We start from the raw sequence: 18535 nt of genomic DNA, 5'->3' as shown, positions 1-18535 counted from the left end.
AGCTAAATGGCGTCGGTTCTGATCGGCATTGCCATCATTGGAGGCACGACCGCAACGGTGCTTGCGGCCTATTACATCATGCATCTGGTTATGGGCGGTGACCCAGGCGGACGGGACAGGGAACTGGCCAGTTCGGTCATCACCCGCATTGCCAGCTTGCATGCACTCATCCTCGCCCTCGTTTTTGCGCAAGAAATGATCGAATACCAGGCCCTGCGAACAGAAAGCACTGTGGAAAGCAATGCAGTCGGCGATGTCTTCTATGATGCCGAGCGTTTTGGGCCGGAGGCGCAGGGACCAATCCAGAAGGCACTGAAGGATTATGTCCGCATCGTCATCGAGCAGGAATGGCGCGAGCTCGGGCGCACCGGCGAACTCTCTTCGGCCGCCTGGGATCAATGGAACAACGCTTATCTGAGGATTCTCGAACTGGTACCTGCCAATGCCAAGCAGGAGAGCCTGCGCAGCCACATGCTCGCGGAAATACATATGATCTCGGAATCCCGCGACCGAAGGGAAAACAGCGGCACCGACTCCATCAGCCTGATCTTCTGGTTTGCCGCGGTTTCGGGCGTGATCTTCACCGCGATCGGCTACTACCCCTACGCGCCCGATGGCCGCAACCTGCTGCTACTATCGATCTTCGGCATCTTTACCGGCATCATCCTTTTCTTCATCTATGCCTTCTCCAATCCGTACAGCCCACCCGCGACGCTGTTTCCAACGGCTTTCGAGCGCTTGCAGGAGGAAATCAGCGGGCCTGATCCGTGAGCGGAAATGGCCCGAAGACCCCGCCCAAGTCTGTCGCTGTCACGCGTCAGAACAAAAAGACTGTCGCCTTTCGCAGCGTTTTGCGGTAAAAGCGGCCCGCTGTCAGCAAGGCCGTGCCGCTTGAAATGCGCACAGCCCCTGGTTTCACGCCGATGGGAGGCACTGATGAAAACGATCCTGAGCAACCAGAAAAACAAGATCAACACTCAGGATATCCGTCTTCATGTCCAGTTTGCTTTCACGCGCGAGGAAAAACCCGCGGCGTCCTAACCACGACCTTTCATCAGCATCGCATATCCACAACGGGCGCCAGTTGCGCCTGCGCAAGTTCCTGTCCTATTTCCGGCCGCATCTTCCGCTGCTCATGGCCGATATTGCCTGTGCCGTCGTGGTCGCTGCTGCCGCAGTAGCCTTGCCGCTCTGCGCCAATATCGTGATGAGCCATCTCATCGTGCTCACCGATACCGCTTCGGCCTATTGGCAGATCCTCGGCATGGGCGGCGTCATGCTGGCCATCGTCGCGATCGAGACGGGCGCGATCTTCTTCGTCGACTATCGCGGCCACATGATGGGTGCGCATATCGAGGCGAATATCCGGCAGGAACTATTCGACCACTACCAGAAACTATCCTTCGGCTTCTACGACCGGCACCGCACCGGCCAATTGATGAGCCGCATCGTCGGCGACTCCTTCTGGTTGGGTGAGCTCTTTCATCACGGGCCGGAAGACCTGCTGATCGCCTTCCTGAAATATAGCGGGGCCATGACGGTCCTGTTCTTCATCGATCCGCAGCTTGCCTTTCTGATCCTTCTGCTGACGCCATTTGCAGTGGCCTATGCACTTCACTTCAACAGGCGCATGAACCGCGCTCTCGAGGCGAGCAAGCAGGAGATCGCCGCCGTCAACGAAAGGGTCGAGGATGCACTGGCCGGCATCCGCGTCGTCCAGTCCTTCGCCAATGAGGACCTGGAACGAAGACGCTTTGCTGTCCTGAACCGGCGCTTCCTCGAAAGCCGCGCCGATGGCTACCGCAGCGAAGCATGGTTTTCCGCCGGCGCCGAGACCTTCGCCCAGATCATCACGCTTCTGGTCGTCATCCTCGGCGGATTGCGCATCCTTGCGGCGGAACTCACCATTGCCGATCTTTTGACCTTCCTGCTCTGCGTCGGCGTCCTCGTCGATCCGGTCAAGCGGATGGCCAACCTCGCCCGGCTCTGGCAGGAGGGTTACACCGGCTTCGTGCGGGCGATGGAGATCCTGGAGATCGATCCAGACGTGGTGGATCGTCCTTCGGCGCGCGCGTTGCATACGCCGAAGGGAGAGATCAGGCTGTCGGATGTCGATTTCAGCTATGATGACGGGGCGGAGGTGCTCAGCAACCTGTCGCTGACCATCCGGCCAGGCGAATTCGTAGCGCTCGTCGGCCCCTCGGGTGTGGGGAAGAGTACGCTCTGCGCGCTGCTTCCTCGCTTTTACGACGTCACCGGCGGCTCGATCGAAATCGACGGCACCGATATTCGCGATGTGACGCTCGCCTCGCTGCGCCGCCATCTCGGCGTGGTGCAGCAGGATGTCTATCTCTTCGCCGGCACTGTGGCGGACAACCTCCGCTACGGTCGCCCGGATGCCACAGACGAAGAGGTGGAAGCCGCGGCCCGCGCGGCTCACGCACATGAATTCATCATGGCGTTGCCGCAGGGCTATCAGACCGATATCGGCCAGCGCGGCGTAAAGCTGTCTGGCGGGCAGCGCCAGCGGCTGACGATCGCTCGCGCCTTCCTCAAGAACCCTGCCATCCTCATCTTCGACGAGGCGACGAGCGCGCTCGACAATGAAAGCGAGCGCGCTGTGCAACAAGCGTTCCTGACGCTCGCCAAAGGGCGCACCACACTCGTGATCGCCCATCGGCTTTCGACGATCCGCCATGCCGACCGTATCCTGGTGCTTACCGGCGACGGTATCGCCGAAGAAGGCAATCATGACAGGCTGATGGAGAGCGGCGGCATTTATGCCAATCTCTATGGGCTGCAGGCGAGCATCTGAGGTGTCGTGAATATGACATGCGGAACAGTTCGGCAGACAGGGCCAAACTGTTCCGCAGATCGACCAAGTGCTATTTCTCTTCACGCCGAGGGAGGAGCAACATGACAGTGCTGCGCATCGTTCCGAATATCGCCGCCGCTTCCATCGAAGAAGTGCGCAACTTTTATTCCGAGCTGTTCGGTCTTGAGATCGTCATGGATCATGGCTGGATTGTCACCCTAGCGTCTGACAGGCGCGCAATCACCCAGATCGGCATTGCGACGGAGGGTGGATCGGGAACCGCAGTGCCCGACATTTCGATCGAGGTCGATGACCTGGACGAAGTCCATCGGCGCGCGGTCACAGGCGGGCATCAGATCGTCTACGGGCCGGCCAACGAGCCCTGGGGCGTACGGCGCTTCTATGTTCGCGACCCCAGCGGCAAGCTCTTGAATATCCTTTCTCACGCAGGCTGAATGGGTCGGTCTGACGCAGGGACGATCATTGCAACGCCTTCGAAAACCTCTAGTCTGCAAAGGCCAGTCCAAGGCAGGAAATACCTGCTTTCATTGAGAATTTTCGAAAATAACCGGATCACGCCATGAACACGTCAAACCGCCTGGACTTGAGTGATATTCATCTGGGCGATTGGGTGGACCGGCTGTTGCCCGGCACATGGCGACCTTACACGAGGCTCGCGCGGCTCGATCGCCCGGTTGGAATCTGGCTGACGCTGTTTCCATGCTGGGCGGCTCTGTTTCAGGCCGCTCATGGCCTGCCCGATGTCCGGCAGCTCGCCGTCTTCACGCTCGGCGCCCTGCTGATGCGAAGCGCCGGCTCCACGATCAACGATATCGCCGACCGGAAATTTGACGGCCATGTCGAGCGCACCCGTTTCCGGCCTCTGGCAAGCGGGCAGATCGGCGTTGGTCAGGCAATGACCTTTCTGGCTATCGAACTCGCCCTGGCGGCGTCCCTCCTGTTGTTCCTGACGCCCTATACGCGGCTGGTTGCCCTTTGCGTTCTGCCGTTGGTGTTCGTCTATCCGTTCTGCAAACGCTTTACCCATTGGCCGCAGGCAGTGCTCGGCGCAGCGTTCAACTGGGGCATGCTCATGGCTTGGGCGGAAATTGCCGGCGCGATTCCCGCCGGCGCCGTCCTCATGTGGGCGGGAGCCATCGCCTGGCAGATCGGCTACGACACCGTCTATGCCTATGTCGATGTGAAAGACGATTCACGGCTCGGATTGAAATCGACGGCGATCCTGTTCGGCGAGCGCGGCAAGCGCATTATCGGTCTTTTCTATGTATCGACGATTGCTGCCTGGTCGGTCGGTGGCTGGTTATCCGGCATGTCCCTGCCCTACGCATTTGGAATGCCCGTCATAGCCGCACACCTTGCGTGGCAAGTCCGGCGGATCGACCTCGCCCGCCCGGATGTGAACTACCGCTTGTTCCTTGCGAATATTCTGACCGGGCTATTGCTGGCGGCTTCATCCCTAATCGGAACCTGGTGAACCTGGCGGCTCAATACGAGCAGGGACGATTATCGCTGGGACGGAAACCACCGGCGCAAGCCGGGTTGAAGGATGTATCCTCGCCGTAGCCATATTTCTCCGTCGATGTGCAGCCCGAGGCGACCGCTGAAAGCGTGATCAGCGCGCCTGCCACTATGAATGTGCGAAATCGGTTCATTCGAGCCCCCTACGTAGATCACACTTTGGCCAGTCTTCAGCTTAGCACGTCATGGCCTTGATCTCGTTCACTCTTCCGCGAGGCTGTCTGCCTGAGGGCGCACGTTGTGAACGCCAATTCCCAAGTTGAGATAAGCGCAGGAAGCGTGCATATTCAAAACGCAACGTGCGATAGAGGTGCAAATGGCGCCTGTTGTTTGAATGATCCAGCCGGGGACTTGCGATCATGCAATCGAATATTCTGGGACGTTTTGCAGCAATTGCGCTTATTGGCATTCAGGTGACGACACCCTACCAGGCGAATGCCTGCACCCGCGTCGTCTACCTCGGGGAAGGCGGCAATGTCATTACCGCCCGGTCGATGGACTGGAAATACGATATCGGCACAAACCTCTACATCCTGCCGCGCGGCATATCCCGCAGCGGAGAGGCCGGGCCGAATTCCATCAGCTGGACGGCGAAATACGGGTCGGTGGTGGCGACCGGCTATGACGTCTCGACCACGGACGGGGCGAACGAGGCCGGCCTCGTCGCCAATCTTCTCTGGCTGACGGAATCCGAATATCCGAATTTCGACGCAGGCAGCAAACCGGGCCTGACGATTGCCGCCTGGGCCCAATATGCGCTCGACAATTTCGCGACGGTGAGTGAGGCGGTCGCGGCACTGGAGAAGGAGCCCTTCACGATCGTGACCGATAATGTGCCAGGGCAAAACAGGCTGACAACCCTGCATCTGTCGCTCTCCGATTCCAGCGGTGACAGCGCCATTGTCGAATATGTCCACGGAAAACAGATCATCCATCACGGCCGCCAGTACCAGGTGATGACCAACTCCCCTACCTACGATGAGCAACTGGCGCTCAACACCTACTGGGAGGGTATCGGCGGTACGGTCTTCCTTCCGGGAACCAGCCGCGCGGCGGACCGCTTTGCCCGCGCCTCCTTCCTGATCAAGGCCATTCCCCAGAGCGGCGAACCCGACCGCACGCTGGCGAGCGTTTTCGGTGTCATCAGGAACGTCTCTGTCCCGCTCGGCATATCGGCGCAGGATCAGCCGGAATTGTCGTCGACGCGGTGGCGCACCGTCTTCGACCACAAGAGGGATCTCTATTTCTTCGAGTCCGCGATGACGCCGAACACGTTCTGGGTCGACCTGAAGAAGATCGATTTCTCCAAGGAAACGGGCAAGGTGAAGAGGCTCGATCTCGGTGCCGATCAGGCACATACTTTTGCGGGGGACGCGACTGCCGATTTCAAGGACGCCGAGCCCTTTCCTTTCCAAGGTCTCTGATGGCGCCCGCCCGAGGGCGGATGAATAGCGATCTCCGACTGCGGGAAGGGCTGGTGGATGATCAGACGGATGATAATTGCTGGCGTGCTGGTTTCGGGGGCAGCGGCGGACGCATGTGCGCAGGACGCTTCCGAGCCGCCGGTACCTGTCGAGAGCAATACGCCCGGATGGGCGCTGCAAGTGACACCCTATCTCTAGGCAGCGGGAATTGACGGCGATATCTCTCCCTTCCGGCGTGCGCCGACCCTCTCGGTCGAAAAGTCCTTCTCCGACATCATGGAGGACCTGAACTTCGGAGGCTTTCTCGATGTCTGGGGCCGGTACGACCGCTTCGTGCTATCCGGCGATCTCATGTACGTCGATACGACCGACAGCCACGCGATCGGAGCACTGCCCGTCGTCGGGGCGACACCGGGACTGACCGCCGATGTCGATACGGTAGAATTCCAGGCAACGATCAAGGGCGGCTACCGCGTCTATGACGGGCAGGACGTGACCTTCGACGTGCTTGCCGGGGTGCGGATATGGCACATTTCGAATGACCTGACCGTGAATTACGGCGCCTTCCGGCGCAGCTATGGCGAGGATTTCGGCTGGGTCGATCCGGTCATCGGCTTCCGCACCTTCTTCACCATCACGCCGAAACTTTCCATTCAGGCTCAGGCCGATTTCGGCGGCTTCGGCGCCGGATCAGACAGCACATGGCAGGCGCTCGCCACGCTCAATTACCTGTTCACCGATCGCCTCTCGGTTTCAGCGGGGTACAAGATCCTCGATGTGGACTACGAGTCCGACGGCCACGTGTTCGACACCACGCTGAAAGGCCCGGTGCTCGGCATGACTTACCGATTCTAGCTGGCGATCGTCGGCTCAGTCGCGCTCGGCGATCGCAGTGGCGCGGGGATATTCGCCGTAATAGCCGCGCCAGTTGGCGACGGCAAAACCGAAGACCACGAGGGCGCCCGCCTGATGCAGCAGGCCCCAGTGCAGCGGCACTTCCAGCAGCAGTGTGGTGATACCGATCGCAGCCTGGATCGTGATTAGCGAAAAGAGCACCACGGCACGGCGCGCATGGGTGGTCCAGGATGCCGCGCGCAGGACAATCACCATATTGATGAGAGCGATCGCAAAGAGCGTGTAGGCGCCGAGACGGTGAATGAACTGTACGGTCTTCGGGTTCTCGAAGAGGTTGATCCAGAAAGGCTGCTGGATGAAGAGATCGCCAGGCACCACGGCGCCGTCCATCAGCGGCCAGGTATTGTAGGTAAAGCCGGCATCGAGGCCGGCGACCAGCGCGCCGAGATAGATCTGGAAGAGCGAGAATATGGCGATCGCCGCCGCCCAGCGGTGTGAATTCTTCGTCGGAGCCGGATCGCTGGAATGCGGCGAGAGCCCACGCATAATCCACATGCAGGAGGCGAAGATCAGGCAGGCCATGACCAGGTGAGTGGCCAGCCGGTACTGGCTGACATCCGTGCGCACCGACAGGCCGGACGAGACCATCCACCAGCCGATGAAGCCTTGCAGGCCACCCAACGCCAGGATGCCGGCAAGCGGCCAGCGCAGGCGCTTTTCGATGCGGCCAGTCGCCCAGAAGAAGATCAGAGGCAGCGCGAAGATGACGCCGATGCCGCGCGCGATCAGCCGGTGCGCCCATTCCCACCAGAAGATGCTCTTGAACTGGTCGACCGTCATGTCGCTGTTGAGCTGCTGGAACTCGGGAATGCGCTGGTAGAGCTTGAATTCCTCTTCCCACTCGGCAGCGTTCAGCGGCGGGATGACGCCATGAATCGGCTTCCACTCGGTAATGGACAGGCCGGAATTGGTGAGCCGCGTCGCACCGCCCACGAGCACCAGACAGAAGAGTGCCAAGAGCACGAAGCCCAGCCAGATGCGCACGGCGCGGCGGTTATTGTCCTGCCTTCGCACTTCAGTGCGGATCGCCTGCTCCGGGCTCAGGTTCGCGACGGCCATGATCTCTCCTTTTATCCGGCAGTTGATTTGCCCCACCGGCTGATGCAAAACAAGCCCCGAACCTTTGCGGCATGCCGTCGCGCCGGCTCAATCCCATCCGTTCGAAAGTTATACGATGCCCGTCCGCCTTCGCAAATTCATCGGCACGATCCTGATCATCATCCTCGTGCTTTTCTATGCGATTGTGGCGAATACGATCGCGGTCGCCACACTCGGCAACGCGCCCTGGTGGGGACATCTGCTTTACTTCGCGCTCACCGGCCTGCTCTGGGTGTTGCCGGCCATGGTCATCATCAAGTGGATGGCCGGCCCGAAGCAGCAATAGCCGATTAACGGCAGAATAACCCTGATCTGCGGAAAAGCCCGGGCGCGGGCCTCGGTTAAACCAATTATACGTCTTGGCGCCCTAGCTTGCCCTCCAGCAACTTATTGACTGGAGAAGACCCGTGCAGACCCAGAGGCACGACGTTCCCGAGCAACCGTTCGACGCTGCAGCGCAGGCCGAAGCCGGCATTTCCCGGCTGCGGCAGCTGAGCATGAAACTCGCCATGGCCGAACTCGAGATCGAGCTTTTCGATACGATGGAGCCGCTTGAGGCGGAATGGCGCAGACTGGAACGCGATGATCTTTCCTCGCTGCATCAGAGCTATGACTGGTGCAGCGCCTGGGTGGCAGCCTTCCGCCGGCCGCTCGCCATCCTGCGCGGCAGGTGCGGCACCCATACTGCCTTCATACTTCCGGTAGAGATCGTCAACTCCCGCGGCATGCGGATCGCCAAATTCATCGGCGCCGACCACAGCAACATCAACACCGGCCTCGTCTCCGACGCCTTTGCCGAAGACAGCGGCTTGCTTGACAGTCACAAGTTTGCCGCTCGCCTTCGCACGGCACTCGCCGGCAAGGCCGACCTGCTTCTTTTGCAGAATATCCCGCTGGAATGGCGCAGCCGCCGCAACATGCTCGCCGGCCTGCCCATGGTGCAGAACCAGAATCACGCCTACCAGCTTCCGCTCCTCGATACGTTCGAAAAGACGCTGCAGCAGTTGAACGCGAAAAGCAGGCGCAAGAAATTCCGCGCGCAAAGCCGGCGGCTGGAAGCAATCGGCGGCTTCGACTACATCGCGCCGGAAGCGTCCTCGGAGCAACACGAACTGCTCGACATGTTCTTCCGCCTGAAAAGTGCGCGCTTCGCCTCGCTCGGCCTGCCCGACGTGTTTGCCGATGCGCCGACCAAAGCCTTCCTGCACGGCCTGATCGACAAGCGGAATGGAGACGATTTCGGCCTAGAGATGCGCGCTCTGCGCCTGAAGGGCGACTATGAGGGACGTATTGCCGCCCTGTCAGGGATTTCCCGCAAGGGCGACCACGTCATCTGCCAGTTCGGCGCGATCGACGAGGATCTGATTGCCGATGCAAGCCCCGGCGAATTCCTCTTCTGGCAAATGATTTCAAGCCTGCACGGCAAGGGAGTCGCGCTCTTCGATTTCGGCCTCGGTGATCAGACCTACAAGCGCTCCTGGGCGCCGATCGAAACCGACCATCACGATGTGGTCCTGCCGATCTCCGGCATCGGCGTCGCTGCCGGCATCGCGCATCGGGCGATCACCCGTGGCAAGGCCTTCATCAAGGCCCGCCCCGGTCTCTATAAATTCGCCCAGAACATCCGGGCCAAGTTCGGCTGAAGATCAGGCGGCGTGGCGCGCGGGGCTGCGCATGGCAGCCTCCTCGCCGCCCGACATCAGGACGACGCGCTCGTAACCGGCGCTCTGGAAATCCTGCATGAGGCCGACGAAAGCAGCCTCATCGATTTCGGGCAGCGACAGGATGATCTCGATTTCCTTGCTGCGCGTCAGCCGCGAAACCCCGGCGACATCAGCCGCGCCGCATTCGACAATGACGATATCATAGGCCGATGTCAGCGCATCGAGCAGCAGCGACAGCCTGTCGACGCCCCGCATGGCGCGGCGCACATCGCTCACACCCTGCGGGATCAGATGCGCGTCCGACATACGATCGCCATGGATCGTCTCGCCGAAGGCAGCCTCACCGCAGAGTAGATCGGTAACGCCCAGTGCTTCGGGATTTTCCGCCATCAGTTCGCTCGGATAGCCGCTGCCGGTCATGTCGACCAGGATCACGCGGCGTCCGGTATCGGCGAGCAAACGCGCAAGGGCGACTGTTGCCGCCGAGCCATTGTCACCACTCGGAGATATGGAGACGGCAAGGGGGGCGCGGCAGTCGGTCAGATAGCTCGCGACGGACGAAACGGAGAATTCGTTGTCATCGGCAAGCGCTTCCTCTACGGGCTCCGCTTCCGGCTCCTTCTCATCATCCATGGCCGCCGTCAGCATGCTCGGCCTGACGAGCTTCGGGGCGGGAACAGGCGCTGCCTCGCCCTGCCCTTCCTCCTCGACCCTCTCCTGGATATTCGTGGCCTCGACGTCGGTGGCCCCGACATTGGTGGCCTCGACAGGGCGCAGTGCACGACCGCTGAAGAGTTCGGAGAGCATGATGACGATCGCGCTCATGATGAGCGTCGCGACAGCGGCGACCACGACGATCGGCACCACTTTCGGGAAATAAGGATCGACCTGTTCGATCGCCTTCGAAACAATGCGCGCGTCGGCCGGGCTGGAATTGCGGTCGGCACGGGAAGCAGCCTCGCGGTAACGAACGAGGTAGGTTTCGAGAAGCTGGCGCTGGGCATTCGCCTCCCGCTCCAGCGCGTTGAGGCCCACTGCATCCTCGCCCGCCCTGGCACTGTTGGCCTGCAGCGTATCGGATTGCTGCTCCAGTTCCTTGGCACGCAGATCGGCCACCTTGGTTTCGTTCTCGATGCTGGCGAGGATCTTCTGCGTTTCCTGCCGGATCTGCGTACGTATATCGGCAAGCTGGGCGCGCAGGCTCTTCAGCCGCGGATGGTTGTTGAGCAGGCTCGTCTGCAAATCGGAAATCTGCGACTGCAGCCCGGATTCGGTCGCCTTGAGCCGCTGGATCGACTGCGACGACATGATGTCACTTAGCGTATCGGAGGGCTCGCCTGAAGACAGCGCGTTGCGCACGGCCTGCGCCCTCGCCTCGGCATTCGCCTTGTCGGTGCGCACGCGGGTCAGCTCGATGGAGATATCGTTGAGCTGCTGTGCAGTAAAGGTCGTGGTGCCGTTGGTCTGCAGCAGACCATGGGTGGTGCGGTAATCGGCGACCTTCTTCTCGGCCTCGCCCACCTTCTGGCGCAGGTTGTCGATCTCCGGCTCGAGCCAGCGGGTGGCCTCCGTGTTGGAAGCGAGCTTGGCACCGCTCTGGATTGCCAGGTAGACCTGCGCCATGGCGTTCGGAATGCTGGCGGCGAGCTTCGGATCCTTGGAGGTGAAAGTGATGCCGATGACGCGCGAGCCCGGCACCTGATAGACCTGCAGGCGCTGCGTGAAGGCGTCGATAACACGCTCTTCCGGCGGGTTTTCCAGCGGGTTTTTCTTCAGGTGCAGTGCCACGAGTATATCGGTGAGCGCGGACCCGTTCGCAGCCGCATCGAATTCCGGCAGATTATAGAGCTTCAGATTGTTGATGACCTGTTTGATGAGGTCCGCCGACTGCAGGATCTGCACCTGGCTCGAAATATTCAACTCGTCGAGCAGTGGTCCGGCACTGGCGTCGTTGGTCTGTGTACTCGCGAATGCGGGAGCGCGCGGCTCGATAAGGACGCGCGTCTCGCTGCGATATTGCGGCGAAACTATCTTGGCGCCGGCAAATGCGACAGCCGCACCCAATGCGGTGATCGTCAATATCTTCAGCCGACGGGCCCAGACCGCGCGCACAAGCTGGCCGAGGTCGATGTCCACATCCTGATCACTCGCTACGCGGGACATACTCATTACTCCAATACAAACTGCCGCAAGCGTAAACGACCATGGTAACTCAACGGTTAATGGCATATCCCTCGCAGATGAGACGGATCTGATAAAGGATTTGCGGAAATCGGCGGATTTTTTACCGGGCATTAACCCTAATAGATCGATAACGGCTCGACCGATTTATCTTCCTGTGAGCAAGCGGATGCCCTTCGTCCAGCCCAAGACATTGATGGCTATGAGCCTCGCCGCCATGACGGCTGCATTGGGCGGTTGCACCACCTATCGGCCGGCGCCGAAGGCCTTCAACCAGGCGACGATCCAGCCCTATTCGCTCGATAGCGGCGATCGCCTGCGCATCACCGTCTTCGATCAAGCGACGCTGACCAACACCTATACGGTGGATCAGGCCGGCTATATCGCGTTCCCGCTTATCGGCCAGGTCCCTGCCCGTGGCCGCACCCTGCAGCAGCTTTCCGGCCAGATCGCGCAGAAGCTGCAGCAGGGATATCTTCGCGACCCCGATGTCACCATCGATGTCGACCGCTATCGCTCCGTCTACATCATGGGCGAAGTCGGCCAGCCCGGCCAATATGCCTATGTTCCCGGCATGACCGTGCAGAACGCCATCGCCGTTGCCGGCGGCTTTTCCAGCCGTGCCAACCAGAGCATGGTCGACGTCACGCGCAAGATCAACGGACAGGTACTGACGGGCCGCGTCAATATTTCCGGCCCGATCATCGCCGGCGACACGATCTATGTTCGTGAACGGCTCTTCTAGCCGATGGCAGAACAGAGGCCCCTCCGCATTCTTCACTGCTTCCGGTCGCCGGTCGGCGGAATTTTCCGCCATGTCCGCGACCTGGTCGAAGAACACAGCCGGGCGGGGCACGAAATTGGCATCATCTGCGACAGTTCGACCGGCGGCGAATATGAGGATCGTCTCTTCGACGATATCCGCCCCTATCTCTCGCTCGGCCTGACACGTATTCCGATCAGGCGGTCCATCAGCCCGTCGGACATGATGGTTCTCTGGAACACGTTCAAGGAAATCAGGAGTTTGCGGCCGGATGTGCTGCATGGGCACGGCGCCAAGGGCGGTGTGCTTGCGCGGCTTGCCGGCTCAGCCTTGCGGGTCAACAGGTATCGCGTAGCCCGCCTCTATACTGCGCATGGCGGAAGCCTGCATTATTCCCGCGCCTCCATGCTCGGCCAGTTCGTGCTGCGCATGGAGCGGCTGCAGGAATATTTTACCGATGCACTGGTCTTCATCTGCGACTATGAACGCCAGACCTATGCGACCAAGGTGGGTCGGCCGCGGGTCACCAACCGTCTGATCTATAACGGTATTGGCGCGCGGGATTTTTCCGACATTCCGACCCGTTCGGATGCCGTGCACTTCATTTATGTCGGCATGCTGCGCGACCTCAAGGGCCCGGATCTCTTCATCGATGCCTTCGCCAAGACCGAGCGCCTGCTCGGTCGGCCGCTTTCGGCACTGATGATCGGGGACGGGCCGGAACGCGACCGCTATCGCGAGATGATGGTGGAGCGCGGTCTCGGCAAGCGCATCGGCATGCTGCCCGCCATGCGCGTGAAGGATGCCTTCTCCATGGCGCAGAACCTCGTCGTTCCCTCCCGCGCCGAAGCCATGCCCTATATCGTGCTGGAAGGGCTCGGCGCCGGAAAGACCGTCATCGCCTCGCGCGTTGGCGGCATTCCGGAGGTGCTCGGGGCGAACAGTCCCGCACTGGTGACACCGGGAGATTCCGATGATCTGGCGCGGGTGATGGCGGAAGCACTGACGGTGCCTGGCTGGCACGACAAGGTCATGCCCTCTCCTGATGCGGTCAAATCGATCTTCTCCGCGCCGGTCATGGCCCGCGAGGTGCTGAAACTCTACGGCGAACTCGTCAATCCCGCTGCGGCACAGGCAAGTCCGGCCGCCTCGTAAATGTTTCTTAGGGGCTTTCTGTTATCCCGCTCACATCAACGAGCGATGAAGCCCCATGAACAAGCTGGAAAAGAGCGGACAGTTCGACGTCGAAGCCCTGCGCAAGCAGGTTTCCGACATGGAGACACGCAGCGGCACCTCAGCGCACGCGGCCGGTGAGACACCTGGCATCAATCCCTACGCACGCCAGATTGCCGAGCAGTTCCGTGACGGAACCTATTCGCCGACAATCATTATCGGCCAGTTGCGACTGCTGGAATTCCTCACGCAATTCGTCATCGGCCTCGTCGCCTTCTATTTCGCTCCCGGCGACGGCAGCGACGGTATCCTGATGCGGGCCGCTATGGCGGCGATCGTTTCGGCATTGACCGTGGTAGCGCTTCAGCTTGCCGATACCTATTCCATTCCGGCTCTCAGAGCCCGTGTGCGATATCTGCCGCGTGCATTCGCGGCATTTGCCGTCGTCTTCCTGCTGACGTCAGGCGCTTTCTCGCTCATCCGCGGGCTTAGCGCGGCAACTGCGGAATCCTACGCTATCTGGCTCGCTGCAGGAGCGATTTTCCTGGTTGTCGAACGCTTCCTCGTGGCACAGGGCGTACGCAACTGGGCGCGCAACGGCATCATGGAGCGCCGCGCCGTCATCGTCGGCGGCGGCGAGCCGGCCAAGGAACTGATCCGCATGCTGGAGCAGCAGGCGGATAACGATATCCGTATCTGCGGCATCTTCGACGACCGCGGCGAGAAGCGCTCGCCGATCATGGTCGCCGGCTACCCGAAGCTCGGCACGGTCAGCGAACTCGTTGAGTTCGTGCGGATGACGCGCATCGACATGCTGATCATTGCACTGCCACTGTCTGCCGAAGCACGCATCTTCGAGCTCCTGAAGAAGCTTTGGGTGCTGCCGGTCGATATCCGCCTTGCGGCTCACGCCAATCGCCTGCGTTTCCGTCCGCGCGCCTATTCGCATGTCGGTGACGTGCCGATGCTCGACATCTTCAAGAAGCCGATCCGCGACTGGGATTCCGTTGCGAAGCGCGCTTTCGATATCTTCTTCACTATCGTCGCTCTCTGCCTGCTGTGGCCGATCATGGTGGCAACGGCGATTGCCGTGAAGATGACGTCGGAAGGACCTGTCTTCTTCATGCAGAAGCGTCATGGCTTCAACAATGAAGTCATCAACGTCTTCAAGTTTCGCTCCATGTACACCAGCATGAGCGACCCGAGCGCGAAGGCTGCTGTGACGAAGGGTGATCCACGCGTCACCCGCGTCGGGCGCTTCATTCGCAAAACCTCGATCGACGAATTGCCGCAGCTCTTCAACGTGCTGAAGGGCGAGCTTTCGCTGGTCGGCCCACGCCCGCATGCCGTGCTCGCCCAGGCGCACGACCGTGCCTTTGCCGATATCGTCGACGGCTATTTTGCCCGCCACCGCGTCAAGCCAGGCGTCACCGGCTGGGCGCAGATCAATGGCTGGCGCGGCGAGGTGGACAATGACGACAAGATCAAGTTCCGCACGGCCTACGACCTCTATTACATCGAGAACTGGTCGCTCTGGTTCGACCTCAAGATCCTGTTCCTGACGCCTATCCGGCTGCTCAACACGGAAAACGCCTATTGAGCACGATCGACGCCTCCCTTGTGCGCGTAGCGCAGCCGCAACGGCTGACGCTGCGCCTCATCGGCTCGGCGGCGGTCGCTTTCGGGGTGTTCCTTTCGGGCTTCGTCATCGACGAGCCGGCACCTTATGAACTCTGGATGGCAGGATTGGTCGGTCTGTGGTTCATCCTCGGCCTGAAGATATCCCGCACCACCGCGCCGCTCCTGGCACTGCTACTCACTTTCAACATCGGCGGCATGCTGTCGCTCACCCAGATGCGGGACCTGGCGACCGGCCCGATGTATATTGCCGTCTCCACCTTCCTGGCGCTAACCTCGATCTTTTATGCCGCCATCATCGAGGATAGCCACAAGCGGCTGCCGCTGATCTTCAACGCCTGGAGCTTTGCGGCGGTGATCACCTCCATGCTCGGCATCCTCGGCTATTTCCACGCCTTTCCGGGCTCGGAAGTCTTCACCCTCTACGACCGCGCCAAGGGCGCCTTCCAGGATCCGAACGTTTTCGGTCCGTTTCTCGTGCCACCGGCGCTCTACCTCGTCCATGGCATTCTCGCCGGGAATCTCAGAACCTTGCCGATCAAGGCGGGAGCGCTGCTCATCCTGGCGCTCGGCATCTTCCTCTCCTTCTCGCGTGCGGCCTGGGGTCTTTTCGCCGTCACCGTGTTGATACTGATCTTCATCATGCTGCTGAAGGAGCGCAGCGGCGCTTTCCGGCTCAGGGTGCTAATCCTGTCACTTGGTGCCATCATCCTGATGGCCGCCTCGCTGGTGGTGGCGCTGCAGGTCCCCAAGGTCAGCGAGCTCTTTTCCGCCCGCGCCCAGCTCGTGCAGCAATATGACGGCGAGCATCTCGGCCGTTTCGACCGCCATCGCATCGGTTTCCAGATGATGATGGAGCGGCCGCTCGGTATCGGGCCGCTCGTCTTCGGCACGATGTTTCCGGAAGACGAGCACAATATCTGGCTGAAATCGCTGACCACCTACGGCTGGCTGGGCTTCGTCAGCTATGTCGGCATGCTATGCTGGACGCTCACTCTCGGCTTCCGCAACATGCTGCTCGACCGGCCATGGCAGCCTTTCCTCATGGTCGCGTGGATCTCGGTCCTCGGCCACGCGACAATCGGCAACGTCATCGATATCGACCACTGGCGGCACGTCTACCTGCTGTTCGGAATCGTCTGGGGCTGTGCCGCGCTGGAAGTTCGCCACAAGCGTTCAGCCCGCTCGCAACCACTTGAGAAGTTCGGCAAAGGCGCTAAGTTTCGGGCATGATTACAGGAACACAGATACGCGGCGCTCGCGCCATGATCGGCATGAGCATCGAGGACCTCGCTGCACATGCAGGACTTTCCGTCGAAACGGTGACAGCGCTGGAAAACGGCGAATGGGCAGGAGAGACGCGCGCCATGATCGATGTGCGCAATGCGCTGGAGGCCCGCGGCATCATCTTCATCGCCAGCGGCAATCAGGACGAGGGAGGCCCTGGCATACGCCTGCGCGCCCGGACATCCAACGATGACGGCATCCGACCGGAAAACCTCAACGCAGCCAACGACGACTGACGGAACCAAGCGCTCTCTCGGGCGTTTCGGCTGTCCTGTCAACGTGTTGGGGGTAGCCTGTCTTGAATCGCAACAGCGGTCTTTATCTTGTCATCGGCGCGCTCGTCGTCCTGGTCGTCGGCCTCGGCGCCTACATCTATCACGAGGAGAGCAAGCCTCAGGGCATCGAGATGAACATCGGCAAGGACGGGGTCTCGATCGAGCAGAACTGAGCGTGGAACCCTCCTGCTCAGCTTGAGGCATTCTGACCAGGACGCCTTAGAGATAGGTCTTGGCGAGGATGGTCAGCTTGCCGCTGTCCTTCACGCCTTGCTTGTAGAGCTGGATGAGGGCAGCGCCGATCCTGTCAGCTTCCGGTGTGCGGGGAGTAATGCCGCTGTCATCGCAAACCTGATTCAGAACCTGCGACAACAGGTCTATATCTTCCGAAAAGAGCGGTAAATCCTGGGGATGAACTGACGATTTCAACATCGCGCCGCATTTCCCTCAGAGGGCATGACGCATCATCCTGCGCAGCCGACGCCCTCCCTGCCAGCCTTATTTTTATTATGCGCGCGGCCCAAAATTTTAGCAACTATGCAAATTAAGATCGTCGGGAACAATCTCTTGTCTCGCGCGTTACCGGGCCGTTTGGAATTCAAATGGAATGAGAAAGCCGTGAGCGAAAAACGCTTCCCCTCGCCCGTCAGGGTCATATCTCCAAGCAACGGCTTCATCGTTTCAACCGCCTGGGAAGCCGTCGAATATCTCAAGCGCTGGCCGGCCAAGCGCGGCCGCGAATACCGCATAGCACTCCAGCACTGCCTAGATGCAATGGATGGGCTGAGAAGCCCTCGCGCAGCGCAGGCGTCTTTCATGTCGGCGGCCAGGATAGCCGGCCTGCTGCTGTGAGGTTTTGAAAGGCCGCTCAGGATTCAGCGCGGAATTTTAGCCGTCCGCTCGCGGCATAAAGCCTGCGACTGGTAAAAGCCTTCGACGATCACCTTGGCGCCTACCTCGGCCACATGTGCTTCGGCGAGTTCGGCAAGCGCAAGGGCAACATCCTCTTCCGGCCAGCCCGCTTTCACGGCCTCGTCGGAGAGGGCTTTAAATGCAGCGGCAAGGGTCTGCCGGCAATCGTGTCTATTACTGTCGATCGTCATAAGCCCAGAACTATGCTTTTCCACGATTTCTCTTCTTTACACGCCCAGCAACAAAATTGCGAACAAATTTCATTTTCAAATAATCTAAAATTGGAAATATCACACTGGCCAGCCTCAATCACAGGTAGATTCTCCTGCAGATGAAATAACTCACCTCTGTTAAGTAGGGATATTTGGCAGAAATATTAAGGAAATATTTTACCGCCAATTTAGCGCCTTAAAAACTACAACCGAAAATCTATAATATTTCGGCAGAGTGCTAGCCCGGCTTGGCGCCGCATTGCTCATGAGCCGAAGGATTTCCATGCTGCGCCGGCGCATGCAAGGGTTATTGCCGCATATGCGCAGACTTTTTTCGGCAGTCATCGGCGGATTGCGAGCATGCCGGCCAGCACCGAAGGGCAGGAAAGAAGCTCGCCAGCAGACATTCCCTTGGACAAGTTCCGTTTTATGATCACGGCGGCATTTTTCCCTTGCGTCCAAAAACCGAAAAGTCTAACAGAAGCAAGCCGTTTCGGCAGGTCGGGGCGTAGCGCAGCCCGGTAGCGCACTTGACTGGGGGTCAAGGGGTCGCTGGTTCGAGTCCAGTCGCCCCGACCATTTAATCCCTTGAAATCTCAGTCAAAAAACCAACAGAACTTGAAAGCCGGACGGACGGGG

Annotated in this window: 20 protein-coding genes and 1 tRNA gene; 16 read left to right on the top strand and 5 right to left on the bottom strand. The window is 60.1% G+C overall.

The features are described 5' to 3' along the window. Positions 1–6 precede the first annotated feature (6 nt). From LVY75_16610 to ubiA, 4 genes are all read left to right on the top strand, one after another. Positions 7–771 carry a DUF4239 domain-containing protein gene (locus tag LVY75_16610; protein XAZ24814.1) on the top strand — a complete coding sequence of 255 codons (765 nt, stop codon included), beginning with the start codon at positions 7–9 and terminating at the stop codon, positions 769–771. 223 nt (positions 772–994) lie between these two features. Beyond that, positions 995–2815: an ABC transporter ATP-binding protein/permease gene (locus LVY75_16605; protein XAZ24813.1), complete on the top strand. Its 1821-nt coding sequence runs from the start codon at positions 995–997 to the stop codon at positions 2813–2815. 101 nt (positions 2816–2916) lie between these two features. Then, complete coding sequence (locus LVY75_16600) at positions 2917–3270, top strand: VOC family protein (protein ID XAZ24812.1); 354 nt, start codon at positions 2917–2919, stop codon at positions 3268–3270. Positions 3271–3395: 125 nt separating this feature from the next. Then, positions 3396–4310, top strand: a complete 915-nt coding sequence (gene ubiA, locus LVY75_16595) for a 4-hydroxybenzoate octaprenyltransferase (protein XAZ24811.1) — start codon at positions 3396–3398, stop codon at positions 4308–4310. Positions 4311–4320: 10 nt separating this feature from the next. Here the strand turns inward: ubiA and LVY75_16590 are convergent, their stop codons facing one another. Next, on the bottom strand, positions 4321–4488 hold the full coding sequence (locus LVY75_16590; GenBank protein ID XAZ24810.1) for a hypothetical protein: 168 nt from the start codon (positions 4486–4488) through the stop codon (positions 4321–4323). Between the two features lie 225 nt (positions 4489–4713). On the opposite strand from LVY75_16590, the gene LVY75_16585 reads away from it, so the two are divergent. Together LVY75_16585 and LVY75_16580 are read left to right on the top strand one after the other, a co-directional pair. Beyond that, the gene (locus LVY75_16585) at positions 4714–5778 is read left to right on the top strand and encodes a linear amide C-N hydrolase (protein ID XAZ24809.1); all 1065 of its coding nucleotides are present in this window, start codon (positions 4714–4716) and stop codon (positions 5776–5778) included. A 276-nt stretch (positions 5779–6054) separates the two neighbouring features. Further along, positions 6055–6633, top strand: a complete 579-nt coding sequence (locus LVY75_16580) for a hypothetical protein (GenBank protein ID XAZ24808.1) — start codon at positions 6055–6057, stop codon at positions 6631–6633. 15 nt (positions 6634–6648) lie between these two features. Here LVY75_16580 and LVY75_16575 read toward each other — a convergent pair whose 3' ends face one another. After that, a complete protein-coding gene (locus LVY75_16575) occupies positions 6649–7752 on the bottom strand; it encodes a COX15/CtaA family protein (GenBank protein ID XAZ24807.1) in 1104 nt (367 codons plus the stop codon). A 115-nt stretch (positions 7753–7867) separates the two neighbouring features. Here LVY75_16575 and LVY75_16570 point away from each other — a divergent pair, with 115 nt between their 5' ends. Beyond that, positions 7868–8077, top strand: a complete 210-nt coding sequence (locus LVY75_16570) for a DUF2842 domain-containing protein (protein XAZ24806.1) — start codon at positions 7868–7870, stop codon at positions 8075–8077. 121 nt (positions 8078–8198) lie between these two features. Further along, the gene (locus LVY75_16565) at positions 8199–9434 is read left to right on the top strand and encodes a GNAT family N-acetyltransferase (protein ID XAZ24805.1); all 1236 of its coding nucleotides are present in this window, start codon (positions 8199–8201) and stop codon (positions 9432–9434) included. Positions 9435–9437: 3 nt separating this feature from the next. On the opposite strand, the gene LVY75_16560 is transcribed toward LVY75_16565, so the two are convergent. Beyond that, positions 9438–11618: a Wzz/FepE/Etk N-terminal domain-containing protein gene (locus tag LVY75_16560; protein XAZ24804.1), complete on the bottom strand. Its 2181-nt coding sequence runs from the start codon at positions 11616–11618 to the stop codon at positions 9438–9440. A 187-nt stretch (positions 11619–11805) separates the two neighbouring features. Here LVY75_16560 and LVY75_16555 point away from each other — a divergent pair, with 187 nt between their 5' ends. The 6 genes from LVY75_16555 (at position 11806) to LVY75_16530 (ending at position 16945) form a co-directional block, all read left to right on the top strand. Next, a complete protein-coding gene (locus tag LVY75_16555; protein ID XAZ24803.1) occupies positions 11806–12381 on the top strand; it encodes a polysaccharide export protein in 576 nt (191 codons plus the stop codon). A 3-nt stretch (positions 12382–12384) separates the two neighbouring features. After that, entirely contained in the window at positions 12385–13554 is a 1170-nt protein-coding gene (locus LVY75_16550; protein XAZ24802.1) for a glycosyltransferase, read from the top strand. Positions 13555–13609: 55 nt separating this feature from the next. After that, a complete protein-coding gene (locus LVY75_16545; protein ID XAZ24801.1) occupies positions 13610–15172 on the top strand; it encodes an undecaprenyl-phosphate glucose phosphotransferase in 1563 nt (520 codons plus the stop codon). Further along, positions 15169–16443, top strand: a complete 1275-nt coding sequence (locus LVY75_16540; protein ID XAZ24800.1) for an O-antigen ligase family protein — start codon at positions 15169–15171, stop codon at positions 16441–16443. Before LVY75_16545 ends, LVY75_16540 begins: the two co-directional genes overlap by 4 nt. Then, entirely contained in the window at positions 16440–16733 is a 294-nt protein-coding gene (locus tag LVY75_16535; protein ID XAZ24799.1) for a helix-turn-helix domain-containing protein, read from the top strand. Before LVY75_16540 ends, LVY75_16535 begins: the two co-directional genes overlap by 4 nt. A gap of 62 nt (positions 16734–16795) precedes the next feature. Continuing rightward, positions 16796–16945, top strand: a complete 150-nt coding sequence (locus LVY75_16530; GenBank protein ID XAZ24798.1) for a hypothetical protein — start codon at positions 16796–16798, stop codon at positions 16943–16945. Positions 16946–16991: 46 nt separating this feature from the next. On the opposite strand, the gene LVY75_16525 is transcribed toward LVY75_16530, so the two are convergent. Further along, on the bottom strand, positions 16992–17204 hold the full coding sequence (locus LVY75_16525; GenBank protein ID XAZ24797.1) for a hypothetical protein: 213 nt from the start codon (positions 17202–17204) through the stop codon (positions 16992–16994). Positions 17205–17390: 186 nt separating this feature from the next. Here LVY75_16525 and LVY75_16520 point away from each other — a divergent pair, with 186 nt between their 5' ends. Further along, positions 17391–17624 carry a DUF982 domain-containing protein gene (locus LVY75_16520; GenBank protein XAZ25738.1) on the top strand — a complete coding sequence of 78 codons (234 nt, stop codon included), beginning with the start codon at positions 17391–17393 and terminating at the stop codon, positions 17622–17624. A 23-nt stretch (positions 17625–17647) separates the two neighbouring features. Here LVY75_16520 and LVY75_16515 read toward each other — a convergent pair whose 3' ends face one another. Continuing rightward, entirely contained in the window at positions 17648–17875 is a 228-nt protein-coding gene (locus tag LVY75_16515; protein XAZ25737.1) for a hypothetical protein, read from the bottom strand. A 523-nt stretch (positions 17876–18398) separates the two neighbouring features. On the opposite strand from LVY75_16515, the gene LVY75_16510 reads away from it, so the two are divergent. Beyond that, positions 18399–18475 (top strand) — tRNA-Pro (locus LVY75_16510). The last annotated feature ends 60 nt before the right edge of the window (positions 18476–18535 follow it).

It is taken from the genome of Sinorhizobium sp. B11 (assembly GCA_039725955.1).
Taxonomy (GTDB): Bacteria; Pseudomonadota; Alphaproteobacteria; order Rhizobiales; family Rhizobiaceae; genus Rhizobium.
The sequence above is the reverse complement of the archived record's forward strand: the minus strand, read 5'-3'. Positions and strand labels throughout refer to the sequence as shown.

Excerpts from the sequence above, each read along its gene's own strand:
- LVY75_16550 (XAZ24802.1), top strand. The coding sequence starts at position 12,385 with ATGGCAGAACAGAGGCCCCTCCGCATTCTTCACTGCTTCCGGTCGCCG.
- LVY75_16555 (XAZ24803.1), top strand. The coding sequence starts at position 11,806 with ATGCCCTTCGTCCAGCCCAAGACATTGATGGCTATGAGCCTCGCCGCC.
- LVY75_16610 (XAZ24814.1), top strand. The coding sequence starts at position 7 with ATGGCGTCGGTTCTGATCGGCATTGCCATCATTGGAGGCACGACCGCA.
- LVY75_16570 (XAZ24806.1), top strand. The coding sequence starts at position 7,868 with ATGCCCGTCCGCCTTCGCAAATTCATCGGCACGATCCTGATCATCATC.
- LVY75_16600 (XAZ24812.1), top strand. The coding sequence starts at position 2,917 with ATGACAGTGCTGCGCATCGTTCCGAATATCGCCGCCGCTTCCATCGAA.
- LVY75_16575 (XAZ24807.1), bottom strand. The coding sequence starts at position 7,752 with ATGGCCGTCGCGAACCTGAGCCCGGAGCAGGCGATCCGCACTGAAGTG.
- LVY75_16585 (XAZ24809.1), top strand. The coding sequence starts at position 4,714 with ATGCAATCGAATATTCTGGGACGTTTTGCAGCAATTGCGCTTATTGGC.
- LVY75_16605 (XAZ24813.1), top strand. The coding sequence starts at position 995 with ATGTCCAGTTTGCTTTCACGCGCGAGGAAAAACCCGCGGCGTCCTAAC.
- LVY75_16545 (XAZ24801.1), top strand. The coding sequence starts at position 13,610 with ATGAACAAGCTGGAAAAGAGCGGACAGTTCGACGTCGAAGCCCTGCGC.
- LVY75_16525 (XAZ24797.1), bottom strand. The coding sequence starts at position 17,204 with ATGTTGAAATCGTCAGTTCATCCCCAGGATTTACCGCTCTTTTCGGAA.
- LVY75_16535 (XAZ24799.1), top strand. The coding sequence starts at position 16,440 with ATGATTACAGGAACACAGATACGCGGCGCTCGCGCCATGATCGGCATG.
- LVY75_16515 (XAZ25737.1), bottom strand. The coding sequence starts at position 17,875 with ATGACGATCGACAGTAATAGACACGATTGCCGGCAGACCCTTGCCGCT.
- LVY75_16560 (XAZ24804.1), bottom strand. The coding sequence starts at position 11,618 with ATGTCCCGCGTAGCGAGTGATCAGGATGTGGACATCGACCTCGGCCAG.
- LVY75_16590 (XAZ24810.1), bottom strand. The coding sequence starts at position 4,488 with ATGAACCGATTTCGCACATTCATAGTGGCAGGCGCGCTGATCACGCTT.
- ubiA (XAZ24811.1), top strand. The coding sequence starts at position 3,396 with ATGAACACGTCAAACCGCCTGGACTTGAGTGATATTCATCTGGGCGAT.
- LVY75_16580 (XAZ24808.1), top strand. The coding sequence starts at position 6,055 with ATGGAGGACCTGAACTTCGGAGGCTTTCTCGATGTCTGGGGCCGGTAC.